Origin of the sequence: Oceanobacillus senegalensis (assembly GCF_900176885.1) — a bacterium.
In the GTDB taxonomy this organism is placed as follows: domain Bacteria; phylum Bacillota; class Bacilli; order Bacillales; family Amphibacillaceae; genus Oceanobacillus; species Oceanobacillus senegalensis.
On sequence record NZ_LT839648.1, the window covers coordinates 4233161 to 4260053 of the forward strand.

General features: G+C 37.3%; 30 protein-coding genes and 2 pseudogenes. 19 read left to right on the forward strand and 13 right to left on the reverse strand.

All coding sequences use genetic code 11. The features are described 5' to 3' along the window. The first annotated feature begins 2 nt into the window (after nt 1-2). The 9 genes and pseudogenes from CAO17_RS20420 to CAO17_RS20460 all read left to right on the forward strand — a co-directional run bounded on the left by CAO17_RS20420 (nt 3) and on the right by CAO17_RS20460 (nt 6210). Nucleotides 3-932, forward strand: a complete 930-nt coding sequence (locus CAO17_RS20420; RefSeq protein ID WP_085994291.1) for a ring-cleaving dioxygenase — start codon at nt 3-5, stop codon at nt 930-932. A 2-nt stretch (nt 933-934) separates the two neighbouring features. Then, entirely contained in the window at nt 935-1921 is a 987-nt protein-coding gene (locus CAO17_RS20425) for a ring-cleaving dioxygenase (RefSeq protein WP_085994292.1), read from the forward strand. 38 nt (nt 1922-1959) lie between these two features. Beyond that, nucleotides 1960-2217: pseudogene (locus CAO17_RS20430) on the forward strand (alpha/beta hydrolase); the annotation flags it as partial. 111 nt (nt 2218-2328) lie between these two features. Further along, entirely contained in the window at nt 2329-2739 is a 411-nt protein-coding gene (gene spxA / locus CAO17_RS20435; protein ID WP_085994293.1) for a transcriptional regulator SpxA, read from the forward strand. Nucleotides 2740-3121: 382 nt separating this feature from the next. Beyond that, entirely contained in the window at nt 3122-3586 is a 465-nt protein-coding gene (locus CAO17_RS20440) for a MarR family winged helix-turn-helix transcriptional regulator (protein ID WP_085994294.1), read from the forward strand. Nucleotides 3587-3845: 259 nt separating this feature from the next. Next, on the forward strand, nt 3846-4259 hold the full coding sequence (locus tag CAO17_RS20445; protein WP_085994295.1) for a DoxX family protein: 414 nt from the start codon (nt 3846-3848) through the stop codon (nt 4257-4259). A gap of 208 nt (nt 4260-4467) precedes the next feature. Then, nucleotides 4468-5079, forward strand: a complete 612-nt coding sequence (gene wrbA / locus CAO17_RS20450; RefSeq protein WP_085994604.1) for an NAD(P)H:quinone oxidoreductase — start codon at nt 4468-4470, stop codon at nt 5077-5079. A 239-nt stretch (nt 5080-5318) separates the two neighbouring features. Beyond that, on the forward strand, nt 5319-5555 hold the full coding sequence (locus tag CAO17_RS20455; RefSeq protein ID WP_245831886.1) for a hypothetical protein: 237 nt from the start codon (nt 5319-5321) through the stop codon (nt 5553-5555). A gap of 196 nt (nt 5556-5751) precedes the next feature. Next, nucleotides 5752-6210 (forward strand): hypothetical protein, encoded by a 459-nt coding sequence (locus CAO17_RS20460; RefSeq protein WP_085994297.1) that lies wholly within the window; start codon nt 5752-5754, stop codon nt 6208-6210. 185 nt (nt 6211-6395) lie between these two features. Here the strand turns inward: CAO17_RS20460 and CAO17_RS20465 are convergent, their stop codons facing one another. Beyond that, the gene (locus CAO17_RS20465) at nt 6396-7628 is read right to left on the reverse strand and encodes a cysteine desulfurase (protein WP_085994298.1); all 1233 of its coding nucleotides are present in this window, start codon (nt 7626-7628) and stop codon (nt 6396-6398) included. A gap of 114 nt (nt 7629-7742) precedes the next feature. Between CAO17_RS20465 and CAO17_RS20470 the strand changes: the two genes are divergently transcribed. From CAO17_RS20470 to CAO17_RS20480, 3 genes and pseudogenes are all read left to right on the forward strand, one after another. Then, a complete protein-coding gene (locus CAO17_RS20470; RefSeq protein ID WP_085994299.1) occupies nt 7743-8555 on the forward strand; it encodes a LysR family transcriptional regulator in 813 nt (270 codons plus the stop codon). A gap of 365 nt (nt 8556-8920) precedes the next feature. After that, a pseudogene (locus CAO17_RS20475) lies at nt 8921-9326 on the forward strand (cytidine deaminase). Nucleotides 9327-9344: 18 nt separating this feature from the next. Then, nucleotides 9345-9986, forward strand: coding sequence for a DUF6198 family protein (locus tag CAO17_RS20480; protein WP_085994300.1), 642 nt, complete (start codon nt 9345-9347; stop codon nt 9984-9986). Between the two features lie 110 nt (nt 9987-10096). Here the strand turns inward: CAO17_RS20480 and brnQ are convergent, their stop codons facing one another. Together brnQ and CAO17_RS20490 are read right to left on the reverse strand one after the other, a co-directional pair. Beyond that, nucleotides 10097-11443 carry a branched-chain amino acid transport system II carrier protein gene (gene brnQ / locus CAO17_RS20485; protein ID WP_085994301.1) on the reverse strand — a complete coding sequence of 449 codons (1347 nt, stop codon included), beginning with the start codon at nt 11441-11443 and terminating at the stop codon, nt 10097-10099. Between the two features lie 740 nt (nt 11444-12183). Then, nucleotides 12184-12564 (reverse strand): DUF192 domain-containing protein, encoded by a 381-nt coding sequence (locus CAO17_RS20490; RefSeq protein WP_085994302.1) that lies wholly within the window; start codon nt 12562-12564, stop codon nt 12184-12186. Nucleotides 12565-12793: 229 nt separating this feature from the next. On the opposite strand from CAO17_RS20490, the gene CAO17_RS20495 reads away from it, so the two are divergent. Further along, a complete protein-coding gene (locus tag CAO17_RS20495) occupies nt 12794-13315 on the forward strand; it encodes an RNA polymerase sigma factor (RefSeq protein WP_245831887.1) in 522 nt (173 codons plus the stop codon). Further along, nucleotides 13296-14318, forward strand: coding sequence for an anti sigma factor C-terminal domain-containing protein (locus tag CAO17_RS20500; protein WP_085994303.1), 1023 nt, complete (start codon nt 13296-13298; stop codon nt 14316-14318). Before CAO17_RS20495 ends, CAO17_RS20500 begins: the two co-directional genes overlap by 20 nt. A gap of 222 nt (nt 14319-14540) precedes the next feature. Here the strand turns inward: CAO17_RS20500 and CAO17_RS20505 are convergent, their stop codons facing one another. The 7 genes from CAO17_RS20505 to CAO17_RS20525 all read right to left on the reverse strand — a co-directional run bounded on the left by CAO17_RS20505 (nt 14541) and on the right by CAO17_RS20525 (nt 20297). After that, nucleotides 14541-14747, reverse strand: coding sequence for a hypothetical protein (locus CAO17_RS20505; RefSeq protein WP_218775591.1), 207 nt, complete (start codon nt 14745-14747; stop codon nt 14541-14543). Nucleotides 14748-14800: 53 nt separating this feature from the next. Further along, the gene (locus tag CAO17_RS20510) at nt 14801-15442 is read right to left on the reverse strand and encodes a hypothetical protein (RefSeq protein ID WP_085994305.1); all 642 of its coding nucleotides are present in this window, start codon (nt 15440-15442) and stop codon (nt 14801-14803) included. 68 nt (nt 15443-15510) lie between these two features. Further along, nucleotides 15511-15681 carry a hypothetical protein gene (locus CAO17_RS21770; protein ID WP_245831888.1) on the reverse strand — a complete coding sequence of 57 codons (171 nt, stop codon included), beginning with the start codon at nt 15679-15681 and terminating at the stop codon, nt 15511-15513. A 72-nt stretch (nt 15682-15753) separates the two neighbouring features. After that, a complete protein-coding gene (locus tag CAO17_RS21775) occupies nt 15754-16083 on the reverse strand; it encodes a hypothetical protein (protein ID WP_245831889.1) in 330 nt (109 codons plus the stop codon). A 169-nt stretch (nt 16084-16252) separates the two neighbouring features. Continuing rightward, on the reverse strand, nt 16253-16399 hold the full coding sequence (locus CAO17_RS21225) for a hypothetical protein (RefSeq protein WP_179152007.1): 147 nt from the start codon (nt 16397-16399) through the stop codon (nt 16253-16255). 165 nt (nt 16400-16564) lie between these two features. After that, nucleotides 16565-17038, reverse strand: a complete 474-nt coding sequence (locus tag CAO17_RS20520; protein WP_085994306.1) for a hypothetical protein — start codon at nt 17036-17038, stop codon at nt 16565-16567. 352 nt (nt 17039-17390) lie between these two features. Next, nucleotides 17391-20297 (reverse strand): HYR domain-containing protein, encoded by a 2907-nt coding sequence (locus CAO17_RS20525; protein WP_085994307.1) that lies wholly within the window; start codon nt 20295-20297, stop codon nt 17391-17393. 349 nt (nt 20298-20646) lie between these two features. On the opposite strand from CAO17_RS20525, the gene CAO17_RS20530 reads away from it, so the two are divergent. Further along, nucleotides 20647-20865, forward strand: coding sequence for a hypothetical protein (locus CAO17_RS20530; RefSeq protein ID WP_085994308.1), 219 nt, complete (start codon nt 20647-20649; stop codon nt 20863-20865). Nucleotides 20866-21017: 152 nt separating this feature from the next. On the opposite strand, the gene CAO17_RS20535 is transcribed toward CAO17_RS20530, so the two are convergent. Then, nucleotides 21018-21260: a hypothetical protein gene (locus CAO17_RS20535; RefSeq protein WP_085994309.1), complete on the reverse strand. Its 243-nt coding sequence runs from the start codon at nt 21258-21260 to the stop codon at nt 21018-21020. A gap of 138 nt (nt 21261-21398) precedes the next feature. Here CAO17_RS20535 and CAO17_RS20540 point away from each other — a divergent pair, with 138 nt between their 5' ends. The 4 genes from CAO17_RS20540 (at nt 21399) to CAO17_RS20550 (ending at nt 24356) form a co-directional block, all read left to right on the forward strand. Then, entirely contained in the window at nt 21399-21962 is a 564-nt protein-coding gene (locus CAO17_RS20540; RefSeq protein WP_085994311.1) for a methyltransferase family protein, read from the forward strand. An 870-nt stretch (nt 21963-22832) separates the two neighbouring features. Beyond that, nucleotides 22833-23378 (forward strand): hypothetical protein, encoded by a 546-nt coding sequence (locus CAO17_RS21230; protein WP_218775592.1) that lies wholly within the window; start codon nt 22833-22835, stop codon nt 23376-23378. 395 nt (nt 23379-23773) lie between these two features. Then, entirely contained in the window at nt 23774-23941 is a 168-nt protein-coding gene (locus CAO17_RS21510) for a hypothetical protein (RefSeq protein ID WP_218775593.1), read from the forward strand. Further along, entirely contained in the window at nt 23931-24356 is a 426-nt protein-coding gene (locus tag CAO17_RS20550) for a MaoC family dehydratase (protein ID WP_085994313.1), read from the forward strand. The genes CAO17_RS21510 and CAO17_RS20550 overlap by 11 nt, the downstream gene beginning before the upstream one ends. Before the next feature lie 389 nt (nt 24357-24745). Here CAO17_RS20550 and CAO17_RS20555 read toward each other — a convergent pair whose 3' ends face one another. Both CAO17_RS20555 and CAO17_RS20560 read right to left on the reverse strand, forming a co-directional pair. Further along, nucleotides 24746-25255: a DUF3231 family protein gene (locus CAO17_RS20555; protein ID WP_085994314.1), complete on the reverse strand. Its 510-nt coding sequence runs from the start codon at nt 25253-25255 to the stop codon at nt 24746-24748. 430 nt (nt 25256-25685) lie between these two features. Further along, nucleotides 25686-26690, reverse strand: a complete 1005-nt coding sequence (locus CAO17_RS20560; RefSeq protein ID WP_085994316.1) for a DUF3231 family protein — start codon at nt 26688-26690, stop codon at nt 25686-25688. Nucleotides 26691-26893 lie beyond the last annotated feature (203 nt).

Genomic DNA, 26893 nt, shown 5'->3' on the forward strand with positions numbered 1-26893 from the left:
GAATAAGCTTGAAAACATCCGGAATTCATCATATTACGGCAATTGTCAATGATCCACAAGTAAATGTTGATTTTTATTCCAACGTATTGGGATTAAGACTTGTGAAAAAAACAGTGAACTTTGACCGACCGGAAGTATATCATTTATATTTTGGGAATGAATCAGGTCATCCTGGAACCATTATCACATTCTTTCCTTGGCCAAAACTTCCTAAAGGACGTATCGGTACTGGACAAGTAGGTACCACAAGTTATGCTATTCCGGTAGGTTCAATGGATTTTTGGAAAAATCGTTTGCGTGAACAAGGAATTTCTTTCACATCGGATGTCCGTTTTAACGAAACGTATATCGAGTTTGAAGATCCAGATGGACTAAAACTCGAGATGGTGGAACGGGAAGAAGGACCAGAAAATAGTTGGAGCACGAAGGGTATTCCATCCAAATACGCCATTAAAGGATTTGGTGGAGCCATTTTAAATTCCAAGCAGCCGAATCAGACGGTAGATATATTAGAAAATGTATTAGGAATGGAATTTATAGCTCAAGAGAATAATTATTTACGTTTTCAAACGCAAGGCTCCTTAGGGAATAGGATTGATATGAAACTATCTCCATCTGTCCGGGGTCTTGCTGGTGCAGGAACGATTCATCATATTGCATGGAGGGCGAAGGATGATGAAGAACATTCCAAATGGAGAGAGTTATTGGAAAAGAAGGGATATAAACCGACTGAAATAAAGGAACGTCATTATTTTAAAGCCATTTATTTTTATGAACCAGGGGGAATCCTTTTTGAAATAGCGACCGATCCTCCAGGGTTTGCAGTGGATGAAGAACCAGAAAAACTTGGTGAGGAATTGATGCTACCAAGTTGGTTGGAAGCAAAAAGGAAAAAATTTGAAAAGACTTTACCATCTATTAGGGAGGAATAAAATTGAATCAATTAAAAGGTCTACATCACATAACAGCAATCACAAGCAGTGCAGAAAAGATTTATGAATTTTTCACGTATGTGCTAGGCATGCGTTTAGTTAAAAAAACGGTGAATCAAGACGATATTCAAACGTATCATTTATATTTTACAGATGATAAAGGAAGCCCGGGTACCGACATGACGTTCTTTGATTTTCCTGGTATACCAAAAGGCGTTCACGGTACGAATGAAATTTTCAAAACATCCTTCCGTGTGCCGAATGATAAGGCACTGGATTATTGGGTAAAACGTTTCAATCGGCTTGAAGTGAAACATACAGGAATAAAAGAGCAATTTGGCAAAAAGACACTTTCTTTTGTCGACTTTGATGACCAGCAATATCAGTTGATTTCTGATGAAACCAACACAGGTGTTGATTCCGGTACACCATGGCAAAAGGGACCTATTCCTTTAGAATATGCGATTACTGGTTTAGGCCCAATCTTTGTACGGGTTGACAATGTTGATTATTTTAAGGAAATGATGGAAAGAGTTCTATTATTTAAAGAAATAGATAACGAAGGTTCCTTCCACCTATTTGAAACGGGTGAAGGTGGAAATGGTGCCCAAGTCATTGTGGAGTATAATACGATTCTACCTCCAGCACGACAAGGATATGGAACGGTTCACCATGCAGCATTCCGTGTTAATGACCGTCAAGAATTGGATGAATGGATGAAACAATTGAACACCTTCCGCTTTCCTAATTCCGGATATGTGGAACGTTACTATTTTGGATCATTGTATACGAATGTGGCACCACAAATATTATTTGAAATGGCAACAGATGGCCCAGGGTTTATGGGGGATGAGCCCTATGAAACACTTGGAGAAAAATTAGCTTTACCTCCTTTCTTTGAATCCAAAAGGGAAGAGATTGAAAAGTTAGTTCGACCTATTGACACAGTGAGAAGTACAAAAGAGTTTGTGAAGGAATATGAGGAATAAAAATGGAATCTCAACCAATAAAAAAAGGGGAATTGACGATGAAACATATCTTTCAAAAAGGAAATGATCCATCCAAACCAACATTACTATTATTGCATGGAACAGGAGGGACAGAACATGACCTTCTGCCACTCACAGATAAGATTGATCCAGATGCCAATATTTTAAGTGTACGAGGAAATGTTCTGGAGAATGGAATGCCACGCTTTTTTAAAAGATTAGCGGAAGGGGTATTTGATGAAGAAGACTTGATCTTCCGTACAAAAGAATTGAATGAGTTTTTAGATGACGCAGCTGGTAAATGGTACAAGGGTGTATAAACATTTACTGCTCGCTATTAACTGGGATGACGGTTAATAGTGAAAGAATGATGTAGTTTTTAAAAAAGGAAAAGAGGTGCTCGTTGTATGGTAACCCTCTATATAACGCCAAGCTGTACGTCCTGTAGAAAGGCTAGAGCATGGTTTCAAGAAAATGAAATACCATATAAAGAACGAAACATGTTTTCTGAAACTATGTCGATCGATGAGATAAAAGAAATATTACGATTAACGGAAAATGGGACAGAAGAAATCATTTCAACGCGCTCCAAGGTATTTCAAGAATTAGATGGTGATATGAATCAGCTGCCAATGAAAGAGCTATACCCAATGATTCAAAAAAACCCTGGAATTTTAAAAAGACCAATTATTGTTGATGGAAAAAGATTGCAAGTAGGTTATAACGAAGACGAGATTCGAAGTTTTCTCCCTCGATCCATAAAGACACTTCATTTACATGAAGCTCAAAGAATAATCGATGAAACGGCAATGGGCTAAAACAAATCCCTAGGAGCATTAGATGATATAGGAGTACTTCCTCCAGGCATATTTGTGAGATTCATGAATAATAACTGTTGACAAATGTGTGACCAAGGGTTATGTTTATATTGAATTAAATATAAACTAACTCGTAATATATTAATTATATATATTTATAAAGGAGGGAAGGATATATTCGTATTTGTTTAAAAAGCATAAGAATTTTTTAATCAATTTGAAATAGAGATTTATTAATTGTACGTTACCTTTCGTTATATTGACATTTGGTACAGTGCGAGATAAATTATATTTAGTATGAATTTGGGATATATAATTGGATATATATAAATTAAAGGCTTTATATTGCCTCCGTACAGAAAAGTTAAAAGGAATGAATAAAATGGATAAGTCTAAGCAATACAATGAAAACTCTGAATCATCTTTAAAATTATTCATTGTTTTGTCTCGCGCGTTAGAATCTATTGAAAAAAAGTTAGCTGAAAGTATCAAGGGCTATGGACTGAATCTAACAGAGTTTGGAGTTCTTGAGTTGTTATTTCATAAAGGTGACCAGCCTATACAGAAAATCGGAAAAAAAATACTGATTGCTTCGAGCAGCATCACCTATGTTGTGGACAAATTGGAAAAGAAAAAATACATCAAACGAGTGGCCTGTCCAACCGATCGGAGGGTTACTTATGCTGCTATTACCGATGAGGGTAGAGAGTTGATGGAAGAGATTTTTCCGAAACATCAAGCATTAATGACGGAAATGATGAGTGTTTTAGATTTAGAAGAAAAGGCGACTATGATTGAGCAATTAAAGAAATTAGGGTTATCTGTAAAGAACTATACAATAGAGTAATTTTTATAAAAAGGCTATTGACAACTCATAGGAGGTAACATACAATCTGTATTAGATTAATATATTATGAATTAAATATAATTGTATGTTTCCATTTTTTAAGTAGATATTTCAGTTTAGTAATATACTAATTAGCATTATTAAGTAGGAAGGTTGTTTTTATTTTTTTTGACTAATATCTTTAATTACTAATATATCAAATAATAATATATTAATCAGGAATAATTAAGTAATCATATGGAATGGAGGAATTATTTTTATGTTATATACAAACAGAGTTGAAATTGGTAATTTTTTACTTCGTGTTGTGATAGGACTTGTTTTCTTAGCAAATGGAGTATCTAAGTTTCAAGGTGGAATAGGTAATACAGTTGGTTGGTTTGAAAGTTTAGGAATACCAGGATTCCTTGCCTATGTAGTAGCCATAGTAGAATTAGTAGGTGGTATTGCAATCATCCTTGGGTTAGGAACCAAGATTGTATCGGTATTATTCGGATTAATTATGCTTGGCGCCATCTTTACGGTTAAACTTCCAGATGGATTTCTAAATGGATATGTGTATGATCTTGTTTTACTAATCATTTCTGTACACTTGATTATAAATGGCAGCAAGCTTTTATCTCTTAATCATTTCTTTTTTAAAGGGCAAAATGAGAGTAATTTAAGTAGCTAAATCAAGCTTAAATAAATGAAAGAAATAATAAATGGAGATTCAAATAAATTCCTCTAATATGGGGATAAGAAGTATGGAGTAACTTCGAGTTCCCCGTTTTAATGGAGGTGGTTTTTATAAGAGTAAGTAGAAAAACAACCTAGAAAGGGTGCATAAAAAAATGGGATTATTAGACAAATTATTTGGAAAAACAAAGGAGAATGAAACTATGTCAAACGTTAATTTAGCAGTTGTTTTTTATAGTATGAGTGGAACAAACTACCAGTTGGCAAAATGGGCAGAAGAAGGAGCAAAAGCAGCAGGTGCTGAAGTAAAAGTATTAAAAGTAGAAGAATTAGCTCCAGAATCTGTTATTGAAGGAAACGAAGCTTGGAAAAATACAGTGGAAGCTACAAAAGACGTTCCGGTAGCAACTTCTGATGATCTGGAATGGGCAGATGCAATCATCTTCAGTGTACCTACACGATTTGGTAATATGCCTTCCCAAATGAAACAGTTCCTTGATATACAAGGCGGACTTTGGGCAAATGGTAAAACAATCAATAAGGTTGTAAGTGGTATGACTTCTGCACAAAACCCACACGGTGGTCAAGAAGCAACACTTCTATCATTGTATACATCCATGATGCACTGGGGTGCAATTATTGCAACACCAGGTTACACAGATCCAGTCATTTTCGGTTCGGGTGGAAATCCATATGGAACAAGTGTAACCGTAGACCAAGACGGTAAGATGGTTGAAGATGTAGAAGGTGCTGTGAAACATCAAGCAAAACGTACGGTAACGATTGCTGAATACGTTAAAAAAGGACAGCAATAATTTAAATAGATGAAGTGAACTCACATATAGGATAAAACATTTATGATATAATCGTTTTTCCTAAAAAGGTTCACGAAAGCCTAATGTCTCATTTACAAGAGATATTAGGCTTTTTTATGTTTCTTTGCTTACATCCATGTTTTGAAATCCTATCTTGATTAGCAATTATGCTAAATGGGAGGATTGCTGAATAAGCAAAACAGGGTTTTGATACGATTAAGTGGGAAATCGGCCTAAAATTGGAACTTCTATCCGATTCAACCGTATTAAAATATAAAAGGGTGGGATTATTGAATATTAAACCAGACACCATATTTTCTATTGTAGGAATAATACTGTGTTTTATCTTATTTGTCGTAGGTATGCTGTTTGCTGAACAAATTCCTTTACTTATTATAGTAGGTATCTTAGGGCTTGGTGGTATGGGTTATTTTGTGTCTCGCATTGTAACGAGGGCTATGAGAAATCAGAAATAATTACCTATAATATATTTAAATAAACCAGCAAATAAAGGATGTTTTTTTAAACAAAAGGTTGCAATACAGTAAGAAGATGATCTAAAATGGTCGCCTTTAATTCATTCCAATAATATGCTTTGGAATATTATATTAGCATGGATGTGGAAGTTATTATACGGAGCAGGATCGATATCAAATGGAAAGGGAGGATAACATGGACGAAACAAAATGGAATATACAAGAAGTGAAGCGCTTGAAAAAGAAGCAATTAGTCCAAAACAATCTCGTATTGCTTCTGATATTCGCTCTTTTTGGTTATTTTGCCGAGAACGGAAAGTCCTCCCTTCTCATTGGCGGATTTTGTGTGCTTATGTGGATTATCGTAGTCATCACGTTGTACACCTTAAAGACGGGAAGACCTATTGGTACAAAGACAAATAGAATGGTGCACAAATTGGACAGCATTCGTTTGGGGGAGAAGCGTTGGAAGCGAAGGAAAATCATTGATACCGTTATTATCAGTGCTATCAGTGTTCTTATTACAGTTTTAGTGTTCGTTAATGGTTTAAACTCTATAAGATTGGACTTTCCTATGGATGCTTTCCCATTTATAGGTGCTTGGGTAGGCTATAATATTGGAGAGATTATCCGAATGAAAAATTTGTCAGGGTGATTGAAATAAATAAAAGCTTTTATTCAAGGACCCGGAGCGATTGTTCAATAAGTGGCAGTCACCATTCCTTCTGTATCTCATAAATAGAGGAAAAACGAATTATGTAGGTGGGGGATGAAAGACCCCACCTGATGGAAGATTCACTTCATTCTTTTTAAAACAGCCTTACATCTGTCGCTAACTGATTATACAAATGCATCTTCAAAGAATGCCATTGCTTTTTTAATTCCGCTCACGAGTGAGGTAACATCTTCTTCTGTATTGTACAGAGAGAAACTAGCGCGTGCTGTTGCGGATACCTGTAACCATTTCATTAAAGGTTGGCAGCAATGGTGTCCAGCTCGTATGGCAATTCCTTCCGAGTCTAAGACGGTTGCCAAATCATGAGGATGGACATGATCCACATTAAATGTAATTAATCCCCCTCTTTGTTTCGGGTTCGTTGGTCCATAGATGGAAATGCCATCGATTGAAGATAGTTGCTCCAATGCAACGCTTGTTAGTTTTTCCTCATGAAGTCGTATCGCTTCCGGTCCAATTTGCCCCAAAAAGTCAATGGCTGCGCCAAGACCGATTGCTCCTGCAACGATTGGCGTACCACCTTCAAACTTCCAAGGGAGTTCTTTCCAGGTAGATTCATATAAACCAACAAAATCTATCATTTCTCCACCATATTCAACCGGAGGCATTTTTTCTAAGATTTCCTTTTTCCCATATAAAACGCCAATTCCAGTTGGCCCCATCATTTTGTGACCAGAAAACGCTAAGAAGTCACAATTAAGGTCTTGCACGTCTACCGGAAGATGGGAAACACTTTGGGCGGCATCCACGCAAAGGACTGCTCCTTGTTTATGTGCTAGCTCTGCGATTTCTTTGATCGGATTAATCGTTCCTAATACATTCGAAACATGTGTAATCGAAATAAATTTTGTCTTCGCAGTGATGGATTTCTTTACATTCTCCAAATCTATCGTTCCATCTGGGGATAGGGGAATGTACGTTAATTTCGCTCCTATCTTTTTGGCTACCTGCTGCCAGGGTATTAGATTGCTATGATGTTCCATCTCGGTAATTAAAATTTCATCGTCTTCATGGAGAAATTCTCTCACATAACTTTGAGCAACCAAATTTAAGGAGGTAGTGGTACCGCGTGTAAAAATAATTTCCGCCACTTCTTTTGCATGTATAAACGTTTTCACTTTTTCTCTTGCCTCTTCATAAGCATCGGTTGCTTTCATTCCCAATGTATGTACTCCTCGGTGTGGATTGGCATTGTAAGATCGATAGTATGTTTCCAATGCATCGATAACCACTTTTGGTTTTTGCGAAGTGGCCGCATTATCTAAATAAACTAAAGGGTGTCCATTAATAGATTGCTCCAAAATGGGAAACTGGTTTTTTATTTCTGTTACGTTCATCTTCTATACTCCTCTCACTAGATTCCTATCTTTATTTTGACAGCGAAAAGAGTATAATACAAATATAATTATTATTATAATACTATAACAAAAATATTATAGGTGGGATGATGGATGAATACGAATCATTTATCTGTATTTAAGAGAGTGATGGAGATAGGGAATATTAGCCGCGTTGCAAAAGAAATCCATGTCAGTCAACCGGCTATCTCGATGATGATTAAACGGCTGGAACAGGATGTAGGCGTCCACTTATATACCGTTGTCGGGAGAGACTTAATGCCAACCGAAGCTGGTCAAACGTTATTGGAGTATGCGGAATCCATTCTGTCTTTAGAAGAACAAGCCTATCGGGCAATGGAAGAATTTCAGGAAGGGAGTAAAGGAAGAATTGTTGTCGGCACCTCCCAAGTATTAGGTACCTATTTATTACCGAGCATTATCCGTTCTTTTCATGAAAACCATCCCAATATTACGGTAGATTGGGAAATAAGAGCAGATCAGGAAATGGAAAGGTTCGTTCGATCAGGCCGTATTGATATAGGTATTACATTAGCACCTCCAGAGGATCATTTTTCTTTACGAATAAGGAAAGTATCTGATGATAAACTTATAGGAATTCAGCCTCCATATCCTATCGATTCCCAAACGATATTTATTCCTAGTGACATTCCTATAAATGGGGAATTAAATGACCAAACGAAGCGCATCTTTTCAACAGAGGCGGTAAAGCAATATGTCATAAAAGGTATGGGATATGGAATGGTATTAAAATCTGCGGTAGAGTTAGAGATTTCGTGTGGGAAGTTAAGGGATTGGGATGGATTAGAACCGAGATCTATCCTGTCTAATGTTATAACGCGCCCAGCGGAACGTCTTTCTAAAAGTGTATGGCTCTTTCTCCATCATTTATCGGAAGAAAGATAATTCCATGTGGATGGGTTCACTTTATCGCAGGTTAAGGAGCAGTAATCCCCCACCTCGGGAAATGGAGGAAACATTAATCTTTTTAGGTGGGGGAGGGTCTTGTGTCATACCCATGTGGTATAAACTGCCCCTAAAAGCCCGATTCGTTCATCTAACAATCAGTGGGGATGAAAGGTCAACAAAAACGCGACGTCCTGGGACTGCGATTACTCGCCCCACCAAAAAACATTTGTCGCATTGTCGACACTAGCACGACCTGTATCGAAAATCCCCACTGATTGAGATTCACTTTATCTTCAGGATTTTCTGGATCCATCCTATATGCAATAGCAAACCAAATTCTGATAAGCTATGAAAGGAAGAGAATATGGAAGGAGGATAAAAATGGACGTGGAACAAAATATCTTTATCAAGCAGCCATTGATTTGATAGAAAAAAGATATCCTACGTATACTGTATACGGAAGATGGTCGAATGTTAACAAGTGTAGCGCCAGACGTTATCAATGCTTCTACTGAATTATGTATGGGTGCAATCCTGGAAGCACATAAACGGAATACTAAGGTTACACATACGGTTTGTGTTGTAAGGGATGATGAAAATGCGGAGTTTACCGTTTTAACCCCTTGTGGTGTATGTCAGGAAAGACTTTTTTACTGGGGAGAAAATGTCAAAGCGGCTGTAACGAATCCAAGTGGTAAACTAGAGTATAAAACATTAAAGGAAATACAACCATATCATTGGTATAAAGCCTATGAAGCATCATTTTAGGCATAAAAGGAGGTTTCTATGAAACGATCGTTTGTACATTCATTTTGGTTTATATTTTCTGTTATCCTTAATGCTTTGGGGAATAGTTTTATGATTATTTCTAACCTGGGCAGTGCACCCTGGACCTCTGCGGGGGAAAATCTCGTGTACGTGTTACCTTTTTCCATCGGTGTTTGCATTATTATTTTGCATCTTTTTGCCTTGTTACTCAGCTATTTTATGAAGGTGAAAATTACGGTGGGAGTAATTATTAAAAGTATGCTTCTGGCATTCCTATTTGGCGTTTGCATTGATTTATTTTTATACATACACCAGCTCGTATATGTGCCGGAACATACGGCTATCCGTTATATATACTTATTCATCGGGCTCAATTTCATAGCCATAGCAATATGTATCTATTTCCAAGCAAGTTCTATCTATCTACCTACTGATTTTTTACTGAAGGCCTTCGGGAAACTCATGAAAAATTATACATTGGGAACGATTGTATGGACGGCAATACCGTTATCCATAGGGGTGATCATTAGTATCTATCGCCAACAACTAATTGGAATCGGCCCGGGAACATTGTTGTTTATGTTCGGAAGTGGATTGTTGATAGATTTGTATAATCGTTGGATTGTTATTCGAAAAACTCCTGATAATTTGTATGTTTAGTTTTACTGATCTATGAGGTGCTATTATTAGGCGAAAGTCTATTTTACAGACATGGAGAACAAATAGGGGACCAGCTTCGAAGCATTTCGAAGGCTGGTCCCAGTTTGTGGTTATGGATTTTTTTTAGAGTTTGCCGGCCAGAAAAGCCCAATCACTGTACCGACTAGAGCTGGTAACATCCAGCCGAGACCAATCTCGTAAAACGGCAAATAATCCATATAAAATAAGGTAATCGATTCAAACAAAGCGATGGCAGTGCCTGGCACGCTATCCACTAACGCGTTGTAGCCGTCGAAGAAGCTTACACCGAACGTAAATACGATGGCTGATGCGTAAACACTTTGCTTATGACCGAATAATGGTGAACAAAGGGTTAATAAAATCAGAACAATGGCTAACGGATACAATAACATTAATACGGGTACTGCATATTGAATGATATTGGTTAGACCAAAGTTGGCAATGAAAAATGACAGAAGACATAGAATCAGAACGAACCATTTATAGCTTATTTTTGGAAAAACCTGATTAAAAAATTCGCTACAAGATATAATCAGTCCGATACTGGTTTTTAAACAAGCTAGTACAATAATAATAGCCAGTAAAATATTTCCGAATGGTCCAAAATAATGCTGAGCAACTGCTGCAAAAATTAAACCACCGTTTTCAAATGCCCCGATGGCCGATATACTCGATGCCCCCATATAAGCGATAAGTCCGAAAAGGAGCATCATTAGTCCCATGGCGAAAATGCCTGATTTCAACGTCGCTTTGGCGATTTCCTTCGAATGATGGATGCCTTGTCCCTTTATTGCCTTGATGACAACAATCCCGAATGCGAGGGATGCAAGGGCATCCATGGTGTTATACCCCTCTTTAAACCCTGTTATAAAAGGTAAGCCGCTATAATCACCAGTTGGCTGACCGAAGTGTCCCATTGGTTTCACGATAGCAGTGATAATGATAATAAATAAAAACAGTAAGAACGCAGGCGTTAAATATTTTCCGATATAGTCTATAATCTTTGCCGGATTCAAAGAGAAGAAATAGACAATCACAAAAAACATCAAGCTAAAGATTCCTAAATATAAACTGCTTTGTGTGGGAGATATAAATGGTTCAAATCCGACCACGAAAGGAACCGTTGCTGTCCGTGGAATCGCAAAAAACGGCCCGATGGTTAAGTAAAGTGCGATGGAAAAGACCAATCCAAATAGCGGATGGACTCGACCTGCTAAATCACGTAATCCACTACTCCCAGATAAACCAAATGCCAAAATCCCTATAAATGGTAGCCCAATAGCAGTTATAAGGAATCCAATTAATGCCGGCCAAAAATTCGTACCAGCGAGTTGCCCCAATTGGATTGGAAAAATTAAGTTTCCCGCACCAAAGAACATTCCAAACAGCATCGTGCCAATGATGGCATAAGTAGAAAATGAAATTCGTTGTTGCATAATTGTGCTCCTTCTAGTTGAATTGAAACTATTTTAACACCTATAGTAGGCGTTATCTATAGCTATAAAATAATAGAAATAGTGGAATATTTCACTTAAATATCGGAAGGGGGAGATTGATAGGAAAGCTGATAAGTTAGTGTGAAAGCTGATAAGTTAGTGTGAAAGCTGATAAGTTTGTGTGAAAGCCGATAAACTAGTGTGAAAGCCGATAAATCAGAGTGAAAGCCGGTAAACCAGTGTGAAAGCCGATAAGTCAGAGTGAAAGCTGATAAGTTTGTGTGAAAGCTGATAAGTTTGTGTGAAAGCTGATAAGTTTGTGTGAAAGCTGATAAGTTTGTGTGAAAGCTGATAAGTTTGTGTGAAAGCTGATAAGTTTGTGTGAAAGCTGATAAGTTAGTGTGAAAGCTGATAAGTTAGTGTGAAAGCTGATAAGTTAGTGTGAAAGCCGATAAGTTAGTGTGAAAGCCGATAAGTTAGTGTGAAAGCCGATAAGTTAGTGTGAAAGCCGATAAGTTAGTGTGAAAGCCGATAAGTTAGTGTGAAAGCCGATAAGTCAGAGTGAAAGCTGATAAATGGGAAGGACCGCTGATAAAATGAAAGGACTGAACGACTATGAACCTATCATTACATGGATAATAAAAGGACCCTACATTCTAGACTTATCTGAAATGTATGGTCCAATATTTTATCCAAAAATTTAACAAATCCCTTGTCTCACCCTACGAGATAAGTTACATTCAATCAAACTTTACATAATCCCCTTCTTTAATTTGATTCTTTTCAAACCATCCTAGATTCACTTCGATGGCATATTGATAAAAACGTTCTGGATTATAGATGGGACAGTCATTCCCTTGACAAGGTTGCATATCTAGTATTTTTAGAATTTCCCCATCTGAATCAAGAAAAGCAATCGATAAAGGAATGCATGTGTTTTTCATCCAAAAGCCACCATATATTTTTCCCGGAAACACAAATAACATCCCCTCATTTTCGGGTAATATTTCAACAAACATTAATCCTTTTTCTATTTTTCTAGGAGTATCTGAAACATGAACCATTAATCTAGTTTCCCTGTATCCACTAAGTATTTTTATTGTTTTCATTCTATTTCTCATGTTCACTCACCTTCAAGTACAGGAAAGAAATTTGGAGATAAAACGAAAGCAAGAAGAAATAATAACTAGCAATCTCCTTTTTCATACTTATTCAACGGGTTTCCATTTCATACTCTTTTAATTGAAAAAGGATGGGTCAAAATAATTGGAGTTTCTCCTATTTATTTTCTGTTTTGATGTTAACTTTTTAATATACAAATCGTTTAATAAGTAGAAGGGAGGGGAGTTGTTGAAATTAAATGCAGATCTGCAAGAAATGTTACAGGAAAAATCCGAAATCATTTTTAAGTATTTAGTGAAAATTGGGGCTGCTCCTAGTGATGCAGAAGATATCATACAAGAAGCGTTATATAAATTTATCTTATATATGGATTCGATTGATTCTAACAAGGCATACAGTTGGCTATTCCGTGTTTCCCTTAATCGATATTATGACTTATGTCGGAAGCAAAAAAGAAACGTTCGAGTATCCATGGAAAACGTTGAACTCGTAGATGAATCTCTTTTACCGGAAGAATTTATTCAACAAGATGAAAGGAACAAGGAGATCCAAGATTTACTTAATCAATTAACTCCTCTTCACAAGCAACTATTATTATTAAAATATGATTTGGAGTTAAGTTATCAAGAAATTGCTGAAATGTTGGATTTAAACATAGGTACGTTAAAAACGTATTTATATCGTGCTAGGGAATCGTTTAAACAAAAGTACAGAAGGGAGCAAACAAAAAATGACGGATCACAAAGATAGTAAAAAGGAAAAAGAACTCAATGAGCTTTTTAATGGTAATTTAAATAAGCCTACATTTAAAAGAACAGTTAGAAAGGCCAAAATAATGACCATTATTCGTAACATCGCTATTACGTTATTTGTTGTAATGTTTTTAGTTATCGTCTTAGGTTTTTCTTGGTTATCCATGATGAGATGGAATCAAGAGAATGCAGTACGAGATATTGAATTATTTACCCGAATAAGTGACCCGAACATAGAAGCGTTAGGCGTTCAAAAGATGGGAAATGGCCTTTTCGAGGGAATTTTAATTTTTGACCGCTATAAAGAGATAGAGGGAATACCAGTTAACTGGAGTGATCAAGTGGTTACGTATAGTCTCTTTGGGGGAATTAGTCGTTTAGCAGGAGACCATACACCGATTCAGTTAATCGACGAAAAGGATGGCCAAAAAAGGTATTACAATCGTGACACCAAACAAAGGATTATGCAATTCTATCATCCAGAAGTGACATACAATGATGTTAGAAATGACCTGAATCGCTTAAATAATTTGACCGACGAAACGCTCGTTGAAATGGCTCTATCATTTGATAAAAAATATACACCAGAAGAAGTACGTGATTTCATTCATGAAGATGTCACACTCGAATGGTACTGGGCAGATACGTATACGAATTTGGATGGGATAAAAGAAATAAATCGTGGAGATGAAACCATACCAGCATTTCCAGAATTAGCATCTCAGGTATATGGATTCAACCATTTGCCTCATAATCCTTCCCAAAGTGAAGAGGTGTTTATTGAAGACATTAAAACAGGATTTAGTATAGAAGGTGGGAAATACTTTGGAGAATTCCAACGTATTTATAACTATATAAAAGGGAAAACTTCTACTCTTTCTGCGGACCATGTAGACGTATTAGGTGTTGTTGTAACGGGTACAGCAGCAGAATTAAAAAAATTAAATGATTCCGATATGATTCGTGCATCCGTATTAGGCGTTACAGCAAATCCATATTAAGTAGTATATTTCAAAAAGGCATCAATCTTACATAAGATGGGTGCCTTCATATTTGCACATGTCATGAAATGGTAATGACATGTTTTGAAATATTTGGTACGAGGCAATATGGAGGGAATCCTTTTAATAAGGTTTCCCTATTAATCTAATCGGCCAGTTTAGAATGGAACGAATCCTGTCTGATAGTAATTGGACAAGAGCTTGTTCAGCGATTGCTTAGGTTTAGTTATTTTCTTTTTCTGATAGTAACTTATCTAATTTTTCTTCGATGTTTTTTAAACGCTTATTTTTTTTATTAAACTGAAAAGGGAGCGCAATAATCATTACAACGATTGCAATGAAAACGATGAAAAAAATCAGTTGAAAAATCATATCTCCTACGTTTAATCCACCAATGGCTGCTAACAAAAAAATAATATATTCCTCCAATCTGAATTTCGGGCAAGTATTTTTATAACCGGATATCTTTTACTATCTTTCTTCTATGACTTCTGCTGCATCCCCTCGTTATGATTTGCATTGGTTTCTTCTATCCTTATCTTCAATAACCATACCATGTCATCTTGTTTTATCATGTTATTTAAAGACTCCTTATCTTGGTAATCAACTGTACGAATGGAATTACCTTCCGTTTCCCTATATACTGCTAAGATTTTTGTTTCACCTAATGCTAACTCTACTTCTTCATCGCCAATGGCATAGTCCCATGATGTTAACATATCGTCTTTAGTTTCCTTTTCGATTCGTGATGGTTCGGTTCTTACATCGGGTCCATATAGAAAAACAAAAGTGTCTTCAGAAATTGGATTTATCACTCCAAAACCCAATTGTCCTTCGTTACCATGATTCGGACTGTTGCCGTAAGATAATTGTGTTAGTGGTTGTGATTCTTTTATTCCGTTTTGGTATCTTTCCATCCAAAGATCTACCCAATGCTTATCTGCATGAAGTAATTTGAAATCAAAATCGAATAGTATCCCTAAATGTAAATCTTCAAAGGTTTGCACATATTCAGAATCAGAATGAGCGGAAATGGTAGCTACCTTGTCCTTTGAATTGTCGCAACCTGAGATGAGTAGTATGCAACATAATAGAATAACATGGAAAATGAAATAGTTTTTCATCAAAAAGGTCCCCCACAATCTGAAAAGTGAGACTGCCTCAATAAGACAATCCCCGGTTAGCGAGGATGTTAGTTTTGATAGCACGTTTCATATTCGTCTTGCATGATCCAACTTTTACAAGCTAACCCATTTTCGTGATAAATTTCTTTCCCTATTTCTAATTCGATACTTCGATTTGAGTTTGGATAATCCGGTTCGTTATTTAGAATGTATAGGGTATCCCCATCCAGCCATTCCAATGATATACTCCGTTTTGCGTCACTATAATAAACCGTCTGAACTTCATTCTTCTCATGGTCCGTGATTTCGACTCATACATTAACACCGCCTGCAGCACCACCATATAGTTCATAATAGGCATTAGCTGTATATGCATCCGTGGGGGATGTTACAGGTCCTGGTCCTCTTTGAATGGATTCTCGGTCTATTTCATCAAATGTAAGAAAGTACATTTCATATAGATAGATGGATGATACCATCACAACCCCCGACAACGTTGCTATCAATAAATTTTTAGGAAACGATTTCTTTTTAATGAAAAAGATTAGTAGATTCGTACAAAACATCAAAAATAATATAATGGTAATGAACGCAATCAAGAAACCAACTGTAATTAAAATGATAATCCCCCCAAGTTCCATAACGGCCATCTAAATATCATTTAACAATCAATGGGGTTAGAGGAAGAACCCTTTGATTGAAGATTCACTATATCTTGTCTATTCCATACTAACATACATAATATTCCAATAATATGGTTGAATTTTAAACAAGAAAAGGCGACCACCCCAATTAGGTGAATGCGAAAAATTATTTCTTTTTCATTTCCTCCAATAAAGAAATGATCTTTTCGTTTTGCTCAATGATGGTTTCATTTTGTTGTTTTAACTTTGTAAAATCAAAGGAGTACAATAATAAAAAGCCAAAAAGTAAAATAAACACGATTACTCCACCCATGTTCTACCCTCCCAAACTTCCATTTTTAGGTATTTTTAATATACGTTTTCTTTTTCAATCCTGCAATAAGGAAAAATCGGTGCTTCTCCTTCTTTAGGAAGCACAGGTTATTATAACTGCAATCTATTAGATGTTTGGTGAAAAAAAGAAATGGAAACGTAAATGTTAAGTATGATTATGATTCCGATTTTGACTAAAATCACAAATAGACTGAAATCCGTAAAGAATGATGGCTCTGAAAAATGTACTTAGTAAGTACTGTAACTTCGACATTTTCTCCAGTGAAAATATCTTATACCTTTGTACAAAGGTTAATCCCCCATAGAAAGTAAATACAAATTGCAAAATAAAATTTGATATTAAATACAGCGGTAACTTATCATACGTAAATTTTAACATCCAAAAGCTACTCACGACATAAGGGCCAAGGTTAAAGAAGTTTATACTTTTGAAAAATGGTATACTTTTATAAAACTTCCACCATTTTCTATTCTCTCCGAATCCATCTAAGGCTTTCGTTACGGTTGCAATAAATATCACTGCTGGGAGATATTTTTTAAATTCATTCTTTTTAAGTAAAGGGATTGTCAACCAAGGAAGAACGAATAGTCCTAATAAAAATAATCTATTTCTTTTCATCACGACACCTCCGATCTTAGTATCTACATCTTTATGGAAGCTAATCTAAAAAGAAATGATTAAGATAAACGAAACTGGCCGTTACATAATAAATTAGCGACTGTTGCTTGTTCAGCAATCGTACCCTAAAGTAGTGCCCTTTAGAATCTTCTTTTACACTTTAGCATAATCCCGTTCATGTATTTTTCTAAAATTTGACTCATTGCAAAGAAGACGCCTTCTTATAAAAGAAAGGCGCCCTTCTGCGTAAGGATGACAGATCAAAAGGTAGCTAACAAAAATGGAAAGTAGAGAATCCATTTTTGTTAGCTTTTTTCAATGAATACTTGGGTAGATAGTTCCTTTCCATGGTTTAACGATCTTCTTCTACGATAGTACAGGAAACATCTGAAATATTAGCCTCAATAAAAGTTCCCTCAGGGTAATAAAGAACAATTTGATCCACGGTGGTAATGGGTACGTCAAAGTCGCAAAGGGGGATGTCATTACAGTAGTATTGAACGCGATAAAGAATCGTGAATCGTATGGAAACCAAGTTAGCTTCAGGGATTCCAGGGATGGGCCTAACGTCATCATTTAGGACGGTAAACTCTCCTGAGCCTGGGATGGCATTGCAACGGACGGTAAGTTCGTCTCCAGCCGCTTCACACCGAAGAATTTGTGCATTGCAATGTTCTGGAACGAAAACCCTTCTTTGATGGTCTGTATAAAAAGCCACCCAATCGTAAACTAGTTGAGTTCGGATAATTTCGAAACCATTACTGTCCTGAAGAGAGAAATCACTTACTTCCTGCTGGTTAAGTAAGGTGTTTCGTGGTTCACCTAAGTTTGCCTGGACTTCCAATGTGACATTAGAATGTACTTGAACATCTTTAAACAACCCAACATTTAATAGCAACGTGTTCTGACTTCTAACCCTTACTTGAACGGTAAAAGAGCAGGTAGTCATGTTTCCGGCGTTATCTTCTGCTGTACATGTAACCTCCGTCGTTCCTAAGGGGAAGAAAGTCCCGGATGGAGGGGAGCAGGAGAAGGTTACCCCCGGGCAATTATCTGTAACAGTAGGATCAGGGTAGGTTACAACGGTTCCTTCTTCCCCTGGATCCACTTCTACGAGTAAGTCACTCGAACAGGAAATTCTAGGCGGCTCGGTATCATGGACTGTCACTTCAAATGAACAAGAGTCACTACTGTTCCCTGATGCATCGGTTGCCGTACACTCGACCGTAGTCATTCCTACCGGGAAAAAGCTACCAGATGAAGGAGTACAAGCAACGGTAGAATTTGGGCAATTATCCTGTACGATAGGATCTGGAAAAGTAACAATTGCCCCACATTCCCCAGGATCATTGTTCACCACGATATCGTCCGGACAAGTAATTTCCGGCGGTTCGGTATCGTTCACAGTGACGGTAAATGTACATTCCGCCGTATTCCCAGCAGCATCGGTAGCGGTACACGTCACTGTATTCGTGCCCACTGGAAAAAAGGAACCAGAAGCTGGTGTACAGGAAAATGTGACAACCGTACAGTTGTCGGTGACCGTAGGCTCGGTATAGGTAACCATCGCCCCACATTCCCCAGGATCATTGTTAACCACAATGTCGTCCGGACAAGAAATCTCCGGAGGTTCGGTATCGTTAACGGTAACGGAAAACGTACATGTAGATGTATTTCCAGCGGCATCGGTAGCGGTACACGCCACTGTATTCGTTCCCACTGGAAAGAAGGAACCGGAAGCTGGTGTACAGGAAAATGTGACATTTGGGCAGTTGTCGATAACCGTAGGCTCAGTATAGGTGACATTCGCTCCACATTCCCCAGGATCATTGTTCACCACGATGTCGTCCGGACAAGTAATTTCCGGAGGTTCGGTATCGTTCACGGTTACCGTAAACGAACACTCAGCTGTATCCCCACTTGCATTGGTAGCTGTATATGTCACCAAGGTGCTACCGACTGGGAACGTCTGTTGCTCAGATAAGGTAACAGATGGTTGAGGTGGTGAATAAGTCTCGGTTTGACCATTGCCTGTAATTTCCGTAATTCCGCAATCGTTACTGGATGCTGAAATGGTATACGAAACGACGGCTGAACATTCTCCTGTATCATTTTCGACGGTTATATTTTCTGGACATGTAATCCTAGGATTGCAAACAGGGGCAGCAGAGCTTAACCAAGGATCGTAATCTACATTCCCAACCACTGTATCCCCACCAGGAGTATTTGGACCATCCGGACTTCCCCACCAGTTATTCTCCGCATTCAAAGGTGTCCCTGTCAGTGAATTATAAAAAAGCCCACCATCGATGTTATCAAAAATGTTGTTAAAGTTTACATGAACATTCGTAGGGAGTTTGTTATCTATCCCACCCCGTATACCATACGTGGTTTTCCCATCTCCTAGGACACCGTTATCGTGAATACAGTTATTGATGATGTCAATATTATCTATATCATAGTCTAGAAATATGGCTCCGTTCCTACTTGTACTGTTATAAATTTCGTTTCCTTCCACTACCGTATCACTTGTTTTAACCGTGATGCCATCTTCAATGATGTCATGAACCAGATTGTTGAGAATAAGCCCACCCGAGAGATTAGCATCAACCCCACCAGCATCTCCAAGCTTAATTCCATCATTAATACTAACGTTGTAAACAATGTTTCCTTCAATTCTCATAAAGGTTGATTCGTATACATAAATCGCCGCATCCGGTGAACGAATATCATGTACCTCATTAAAGCTAATGACACTGTCGGTTGTTCCGCAACACATGTTGATTCCATCACCTGCTGTATCGAATACATGGTTATAGCTAATGACACCTTCTACAATGTTGCGCAGTTGGATTCCTTCATCTCGATTTGCCGCGTGGATGATATTATAAATGACCTTTGGACGTTGTTTAACTGGTGCGGCAGCTAAGGAGTCGACTAAATCTCCTGTTCCATTTCTTATTTCGAAACCGTTCAATGTAACATCATCTGCTTGGATTCTGATAATGGTTGACAAGGTATTATTTCCATCAATGATAGCTTCCGTAGTCGTATCACCCGGGGTACGTGTCGTGAAGCAGTTTGGGCGTGGATCTACATTTGCTTGCGGCCCGAGAATCGTAACAGGTTTCGTAATGAGGATGGTTGATGAAGGGGTATATAGCCCAGCAGCAACATGGACCGTTCCCCCGCTATCTACAGCATTAATTCCAGCTTGTATGGTTGGAAAGTCATCTGGTATAAAAACCTCAGAAGGCATGTTATTCCACCTTTCCGAAAAAAGTTATCCATGGGATAGACTATTGAACGTACGTGTATGATACGATATCCCATACTGATAACTAATATATGGAGAAATAACAAAAATGGGTGGGTGAGAAGTATTATAGGGACAGTTCTTCATGTAGAAAAATAGGATTTTGGTACCACACCCTCTACCGGTATCATAGGAACCGTCCCAAGTTTTTGATGAAAACACTGGTTTGGATATTCTGAATTGTCATCACAAAAGGGGAATTAATAGTATCATCGAATTAGATTATCCTGTTAATGAACAGTATAGTGTAGGAATGATGATTATATTTTTATACTGAAAAGGGGATGGAATCATGTTTCAAGATGTTTGGAATCCGACCCAAGAAGAAATAAAAAAGTGGGCATACAGTGAGGCAGACATTCCCGAACAAGATTGGGAATTAACTATCAGTTCGTTTGAAAATATACCGATGATTTGTGCGAGTATAGAGATAAAAACTGTCATCACACTTCCTTTTTTTTGTCAGACTGCTGAAAAAAACAAAGCAAGAAAGAAAACCAACAACCTCTGAATGTGCAATATATGTCCTAACAAAGGTTGCCATGGTGGTATGGGTTGGTAGTTTTCTTCTACTTCGATATGGATTTACCCGTTAAAACGTAGGTTGCTATCGGATAAAACCCTTGAATAAGGAATCACATGGTTTCACTAAAGTCAGTCGTTTTACTCACCATCATCCCCAATGTCACCGCCGTTATCCATTCCATCTCCATGACCACTATCATGATCACTTTTAAAAAAATCATTGACTTTTGTGATTATCGTTGTATCCTTTGCTTCTATATTTTTTTGTTGTAAAAACTCCCCAAGGGAAAAGCTTTCTACTATCTTTTCTTTATCTTTTTGAAGGAATAAAATAATAACCAATAGGAGTATCAGCACGATAATCAATAAGACGAGCTTCATAAAATTCCCCCCTTTTAATAGGATACTAGTAGAAAACAAAAATAGAACGGTAAACTAGTGAGGGTGTCTTTCTCGAATTCATCATCGTGAAGAATATATGATGGTTGGAGAAAAAACACTCATAATGGAGGTGTGGTTATGCAGGAATATATTGCTGTCCTATCATTACTGTTCATTATCATGATGGTTATTATTCGTGCTAAACAGTTAAGAAAAAAGGGTATTAAGGCTATTAGAATTGGTGAGCTAGATAAAAAAGATTTCATCATTATTCCATTTGCATTGCTGTTTTTTTATATCGTTCTCTCTAGTGTTTTTGATTTACCGAAATTAGGTACCGAATTATTTAGCAATAGCATCCTTCGTTGGCTTGGTGTCGTTTTGTGCCTGAGCGGTTTAATATTATTCTTGTTCAGTATCCTTTCATTTGGGAAAAGTTTTAGGGTTGGAATTGATGAAGAAAAGCCAGGTGAACTAATAACAACAGGTGTTTTTGCAATCAGCCGTAATCCTATTTACACTGCTTTTGGGCTTATTCTAACAGGGATCTTTTTGATTTTACCAAACTGGATAGTGTTATTATTCGTTGTTGGGGGATTTTGGCTTTTTCATCGTCAGGTTAAATTGGAGGAAAAATCCCTGAAAAAGATTTACGGTAGAGAATACGAAGAATATTGTAAAAGCGTTCGTAGGTACCTTTAGAGCCATTGATAGGGAAATGGGAAGTTATGAAATGTTACAACCTTAGATCAAACGTTTGTTTTCATTCATCTTGGGACGAAGGGAAACCGTTCCATTTAAGTATAGTGGTAAGAGAGGACAATCAATTGTGTTGCGAACAAGAAGGCAAGGGGTAGATGTAACTAAAAAAGATATCCTTCATCTCTAATCATCATAAAAAACCGATTCTTAATTTCCTTTTAGAATCGGTTTCATGGATCACCTTTATTTGGTTTGGAAAGAAACATCGTAACATCCTTTCTTTCTATACTTAAATACGTCACTCTAACCATGAAGTCTTTTATCGATGGTTTAGTTTATCATAAGCATTAGCATATAACTCAAAGGCTTCTTTTATTGCTTGTTTAATTTTATTCATCCTTTTCCCTCCTTTCTTTTGTTACTTATATTATCTTAGAAATAGGATCAATTTACAAAGCCGATGGAATCGATAACATTCATCATGAAAACGACAACAAGTGAGATGGAAACGGGAACATCTCTATTTTTCTTAGATTTACACCGTTTTTCTCCTGTTTCCGAGTGAAAAGATAGCTTTCATTTTTGTGAATGTGGTGTTCGTGATGTAGTGGGGCGGTTCTCAGGCGGCAGTTACTATGATTTACTTTTCGGTTAAACGTTTGTTTTCATGACTTTTCTTGTTGTAGGAGCGGGAAGGGAGGTAAGTTTGCTGGGATGGCGGCATTCGCAATCTACTTATGGTGACTTAGTGTAATCGGGTTCCGATATCCAATCCTTGCCGCTACCAAATGATACAACCAGAACGGTCCTCCTCCCTAGGCACAATTTTTATAAATAGAAATAAAATAACCTATAGAATGAAAAAAATGGGTGACGACAGTGTATAAAAATGGAGGATATAAGTCGAAGAGAAATATTGCAGAATACATGTCCAATCAACTTGGAACAAGTGGAAATAAAGGTGACTTCATACAATTATTTGGTGGAGTATTAAATATAATTGGGGACTCCATGGGGGTTTACGGTCAGATCATTTCTATGATGGAAGATGAGCAAGATGATTTACAACAGCAGCAACAACAACAGCAAATGCAAGACCAAATTGACCAATTGCAGCAGCAGTTACAGCAACAGCAACAAGATCAACAACAAAAGGAACAACAAATGGCACAACAAATCGAACAAATTCAGCAGCAACAACAGCAAGGTCAAATGCAAAACAATCAACAAATGATACAGCCACTGATGGAACAAATTCTACAACAAAGCCAGCCATCCAATCAACCATCACAAGATATACAAATACAGAAACAGATACAGCAACTACAGAGCCAGATGAATAAAACGCAAGAAAATCAGAAGGAACAGCTGGAAATTTTAAAGGCCTTGATTCAAGAAATTAAAAAAGATAAATAAGAAAAAAGTTCGTTAAGGTTCCATTCCAAAGGGAGTTGAATCTTCTTTAACCTAGGTAAAGGGCTGTAATACCCCCATCTCAAGAAAAAGAAGAAATCAATTTTTAGGTGGGGGATGAAAGCAAAATCCAACAGGGGTTGAAGATTCACTTTTTTTGGGATTGCCCCAATTTTTATGATCTAACTATTACAAGGCATCTATTTGCTTGAAGGAAATAATGTGCGGAAATTGAGGATTTTTGCACGATAATGTCACAAGCAATGGTACCACTTCTAGGATTGTTATTGTTCACGCACATAAAGGGGAAAAAGCAATGAATCCACTCCCATTATAAAACTATGTTATAGCGATATCGTTAGGATCTATTGCATCTAAAGGATTATGGTAAAATACGAATGGTTGGGGGAGAAAAAGAAAATAATTCACAACCAATAGATGGTTTGATCGCGCTTCATTGGGTAAATGCGCATTTCATAGGGTATATGTATGAAGCAGTAAGCGAAGTTACCCTATTCGAAGCAAGATCAACACGGAGTACGAGAGGTGTATTGTATGAAATTTGATGCGTTTGATATAGGACAGAAAGTTGAAACGAAGTCTTTTAAAGTAACAAAAGAGGATATTATGAGGTTTGCGAGAGAATATGACCCTCAATATATGCATTTGGATGAGGAAAAAGCAAAACAGGGAAGATTTAATGGAATTATTGCTTCTGGAATACATACGTTAGGCATATCATTTAAACTTTGGGTGGAACATGGTACCTATGGTGATGATGTCATAGCAGGAACTGGGATGAATCATATTCAATTTAAAAAACCAGTATACCCTGATGATGAATTACATACCATTGTCGAGGTTATGCATAAGAAACAGGTGAGTAAAGAAACTGGGATTATTACTGTATTACTAACTACGTATAATGATAAAGGGGAAAAAGTGTTTAAAGGGGAGTTATCGGCATTAATGAAGCGATAAAGAGTGTGGGTTCGGATTACGCTAGCTTGACCGGAAACAGTGGAGTGGTATAAGAGAACTCTATTGGCCTTTTATGAAGGGAATCGTTACCTATTTCTAGAGAATTTCGATATGTATTAACAAAAACAGGACTGGGACAAAAGTATTTTTCAACACAAAACCCGAACGGTTGATGAGCCTCCTTCGTGCTAACGCACTACGGTGTCTCACCTAGGCCTCTCATCCCGCAGGACAAGGAACGCTTCGTCAGCGAAACATCGCACGCAGAAAATGCGAATGCATTTTCAAGGAGTCTACGTATATTTACTGCGCTAATCAGTGCATTGTTCGTTTTTTGAGTTAAACACATTAGTTATGTCCCAGCCCGTTTTCATTGTGTTTCCCTAGACCTATTCCTCACCTTTATGATGGTGTAATGGAGGTGGAACTAACCAACCTTTTTCCTTGTTTAATCGAAGAACTTTGGCGCCAAGTGTCGCTTTTTGAACATGAAACTGTCCAAACATGGTCGCTATGTCTTCGCGAATGGATTGCGCAATCATCGTACTGCAAGCAACTAGTCCCGCTCCAATATTTCCAGATAGCATAGCAGCAATTTCAGTGTCTGTCACACGCGCCCCAGCTGGAATTTCATCTAAATGAGCATCAGGTCGATCGGGAGGAGTTGGTGGTAAACCTACTCCATTTTCCTTAAGTAACGTTTCAATTTGATTAACTTCCTGTTGTCCACCATCAATGGCTTCCTGAAGCAATCTCTTTAAATCTTCATCACCAGAATGATTAAGGTACGTTTGATAACCGGCAATGGTTCCCTTAGTGGTTAACAGAAAGGACCATGCACCATAGACTTCACCGTAATGCATTGGTTCATCTTTTGGATTTCCGCTTAATACACCCATTTTTTTAATCCTCCTAATTAAATTCATCATAGTGCCACCCTTCTATCATGCACTCTGTCATATGTTTCTCCAAAAGTGGAATTTTATCCATTATTTTTCCAGAGAGTGGGGACAGTTTTTTTCCGCCGTTACAAAGTAGTGGTGGTTTCTGTTCTAGCTGCTAGATAATCGATTGAAAAAGAGAATAAGATCAAACGTTTGTTTTGTATATCAGGATTTGTTGCTGGTTAAGGGGGAAGTAATACCTCCACTGATTCAAGATTCACTTATCGTTGGGGGAGGATGGAAAAGCCCTTCTATGACAGGGCTAAAAATAATATGGTCTTTTTATCTAAATCCATCTCACATGGTTATGACGTAAATTCTTTTAAGAAGTAAATATGTTTACTATTCAAAAGAAGGAGCGGGGCAACTTCTACATCATGCCCCTTTATTTTTTCCTTGCTAGTTCATCACGATTTAATGTTTGTGGTGGTTCTTCTACCCATCCATGATCAATCATAATATTTGCTCCATCTTCTGCATATAGTAATATTTCCATGTTTAATTTACCATACATGATGCCAATATCCCTTCTAGGGCTCATGGACATACTTGCCCCGTAATAACCAATACCTAATGCAATTAATGTTGTCGTATAAAACATGATAAGCTTGTCTGAAAAGGTAAAGGAAGTGGAATCTGTCACCTCTGAACTTAATGACAGAGGGGCAATAAGATCATCTTCACTTAAAACAGAACCAAACGTCTTACAATGTTTTTTAGCAATCTTTTTTCCTCTAAGCAAAAATTCACTTACAGCTTTATTTTTTGCAACCTGACTGAATCCCATCATGGTAGCTGCCCCTAGTGCATTTCGTTGGAAGTTCCCGTATAAGTTTGTTATTTCCGGACCTGTCAATGGTCTTCTTTCACCAAAATAACCAGTTAAAAAGCTTTGTTTTTTAACAAAGTCCACTTTATCTGGTATAGGTAGATAGGGTGTTTTAGTGTAAAGGCCTTTTGAAAGTAGTACATCCGTTGCTTTTCGAAGTAACTTATCTGCTTCAGCAAGGCATTCACTAAAGAATGAATACACATCTTTTCTTGGTGAATACGATAAACACATACTGTAGGAAGTTAAGCCAATCCTTCCCATTTGTTCAAGATAATTTAACACATAGAGATCCGAAAATAACCTAGGTGCATGGATATCCACATCTTCTTCTAAATGAAATCCGTATGGAATCGGATACTTTTCCTCATGAAGAAATTCCGTTATTTTCGTTATGTGTGATTGTGCTACCTCTAAAGCATCATGGATGACAGGTTTAATTTCTTCATCTTCACATTTTGTTTTAAAATAGGTTAGCTGACAGATTGCCGCACTATCATTCATGTAAGCAGTCCACAAATTTGTCAATTCAGAAGATGTTAATTTCTCTTTTCCTTCCATATAAATCTTCCCCTTCTGAGGGCATTTTTATATAACATAGTGTAACCAAATAGATAAAGGATATGATGAAATAAAAATAATTTTGCAATGTTTTGATGGGAAGGGTACGCATGCAGCTTTTACGATTGGTTCCTTCTAGATCAAACGTTTGTTTTAATGAAACTAACTTTGGAGTGGGATGTATTAATGTTTTCTTTTTTCCT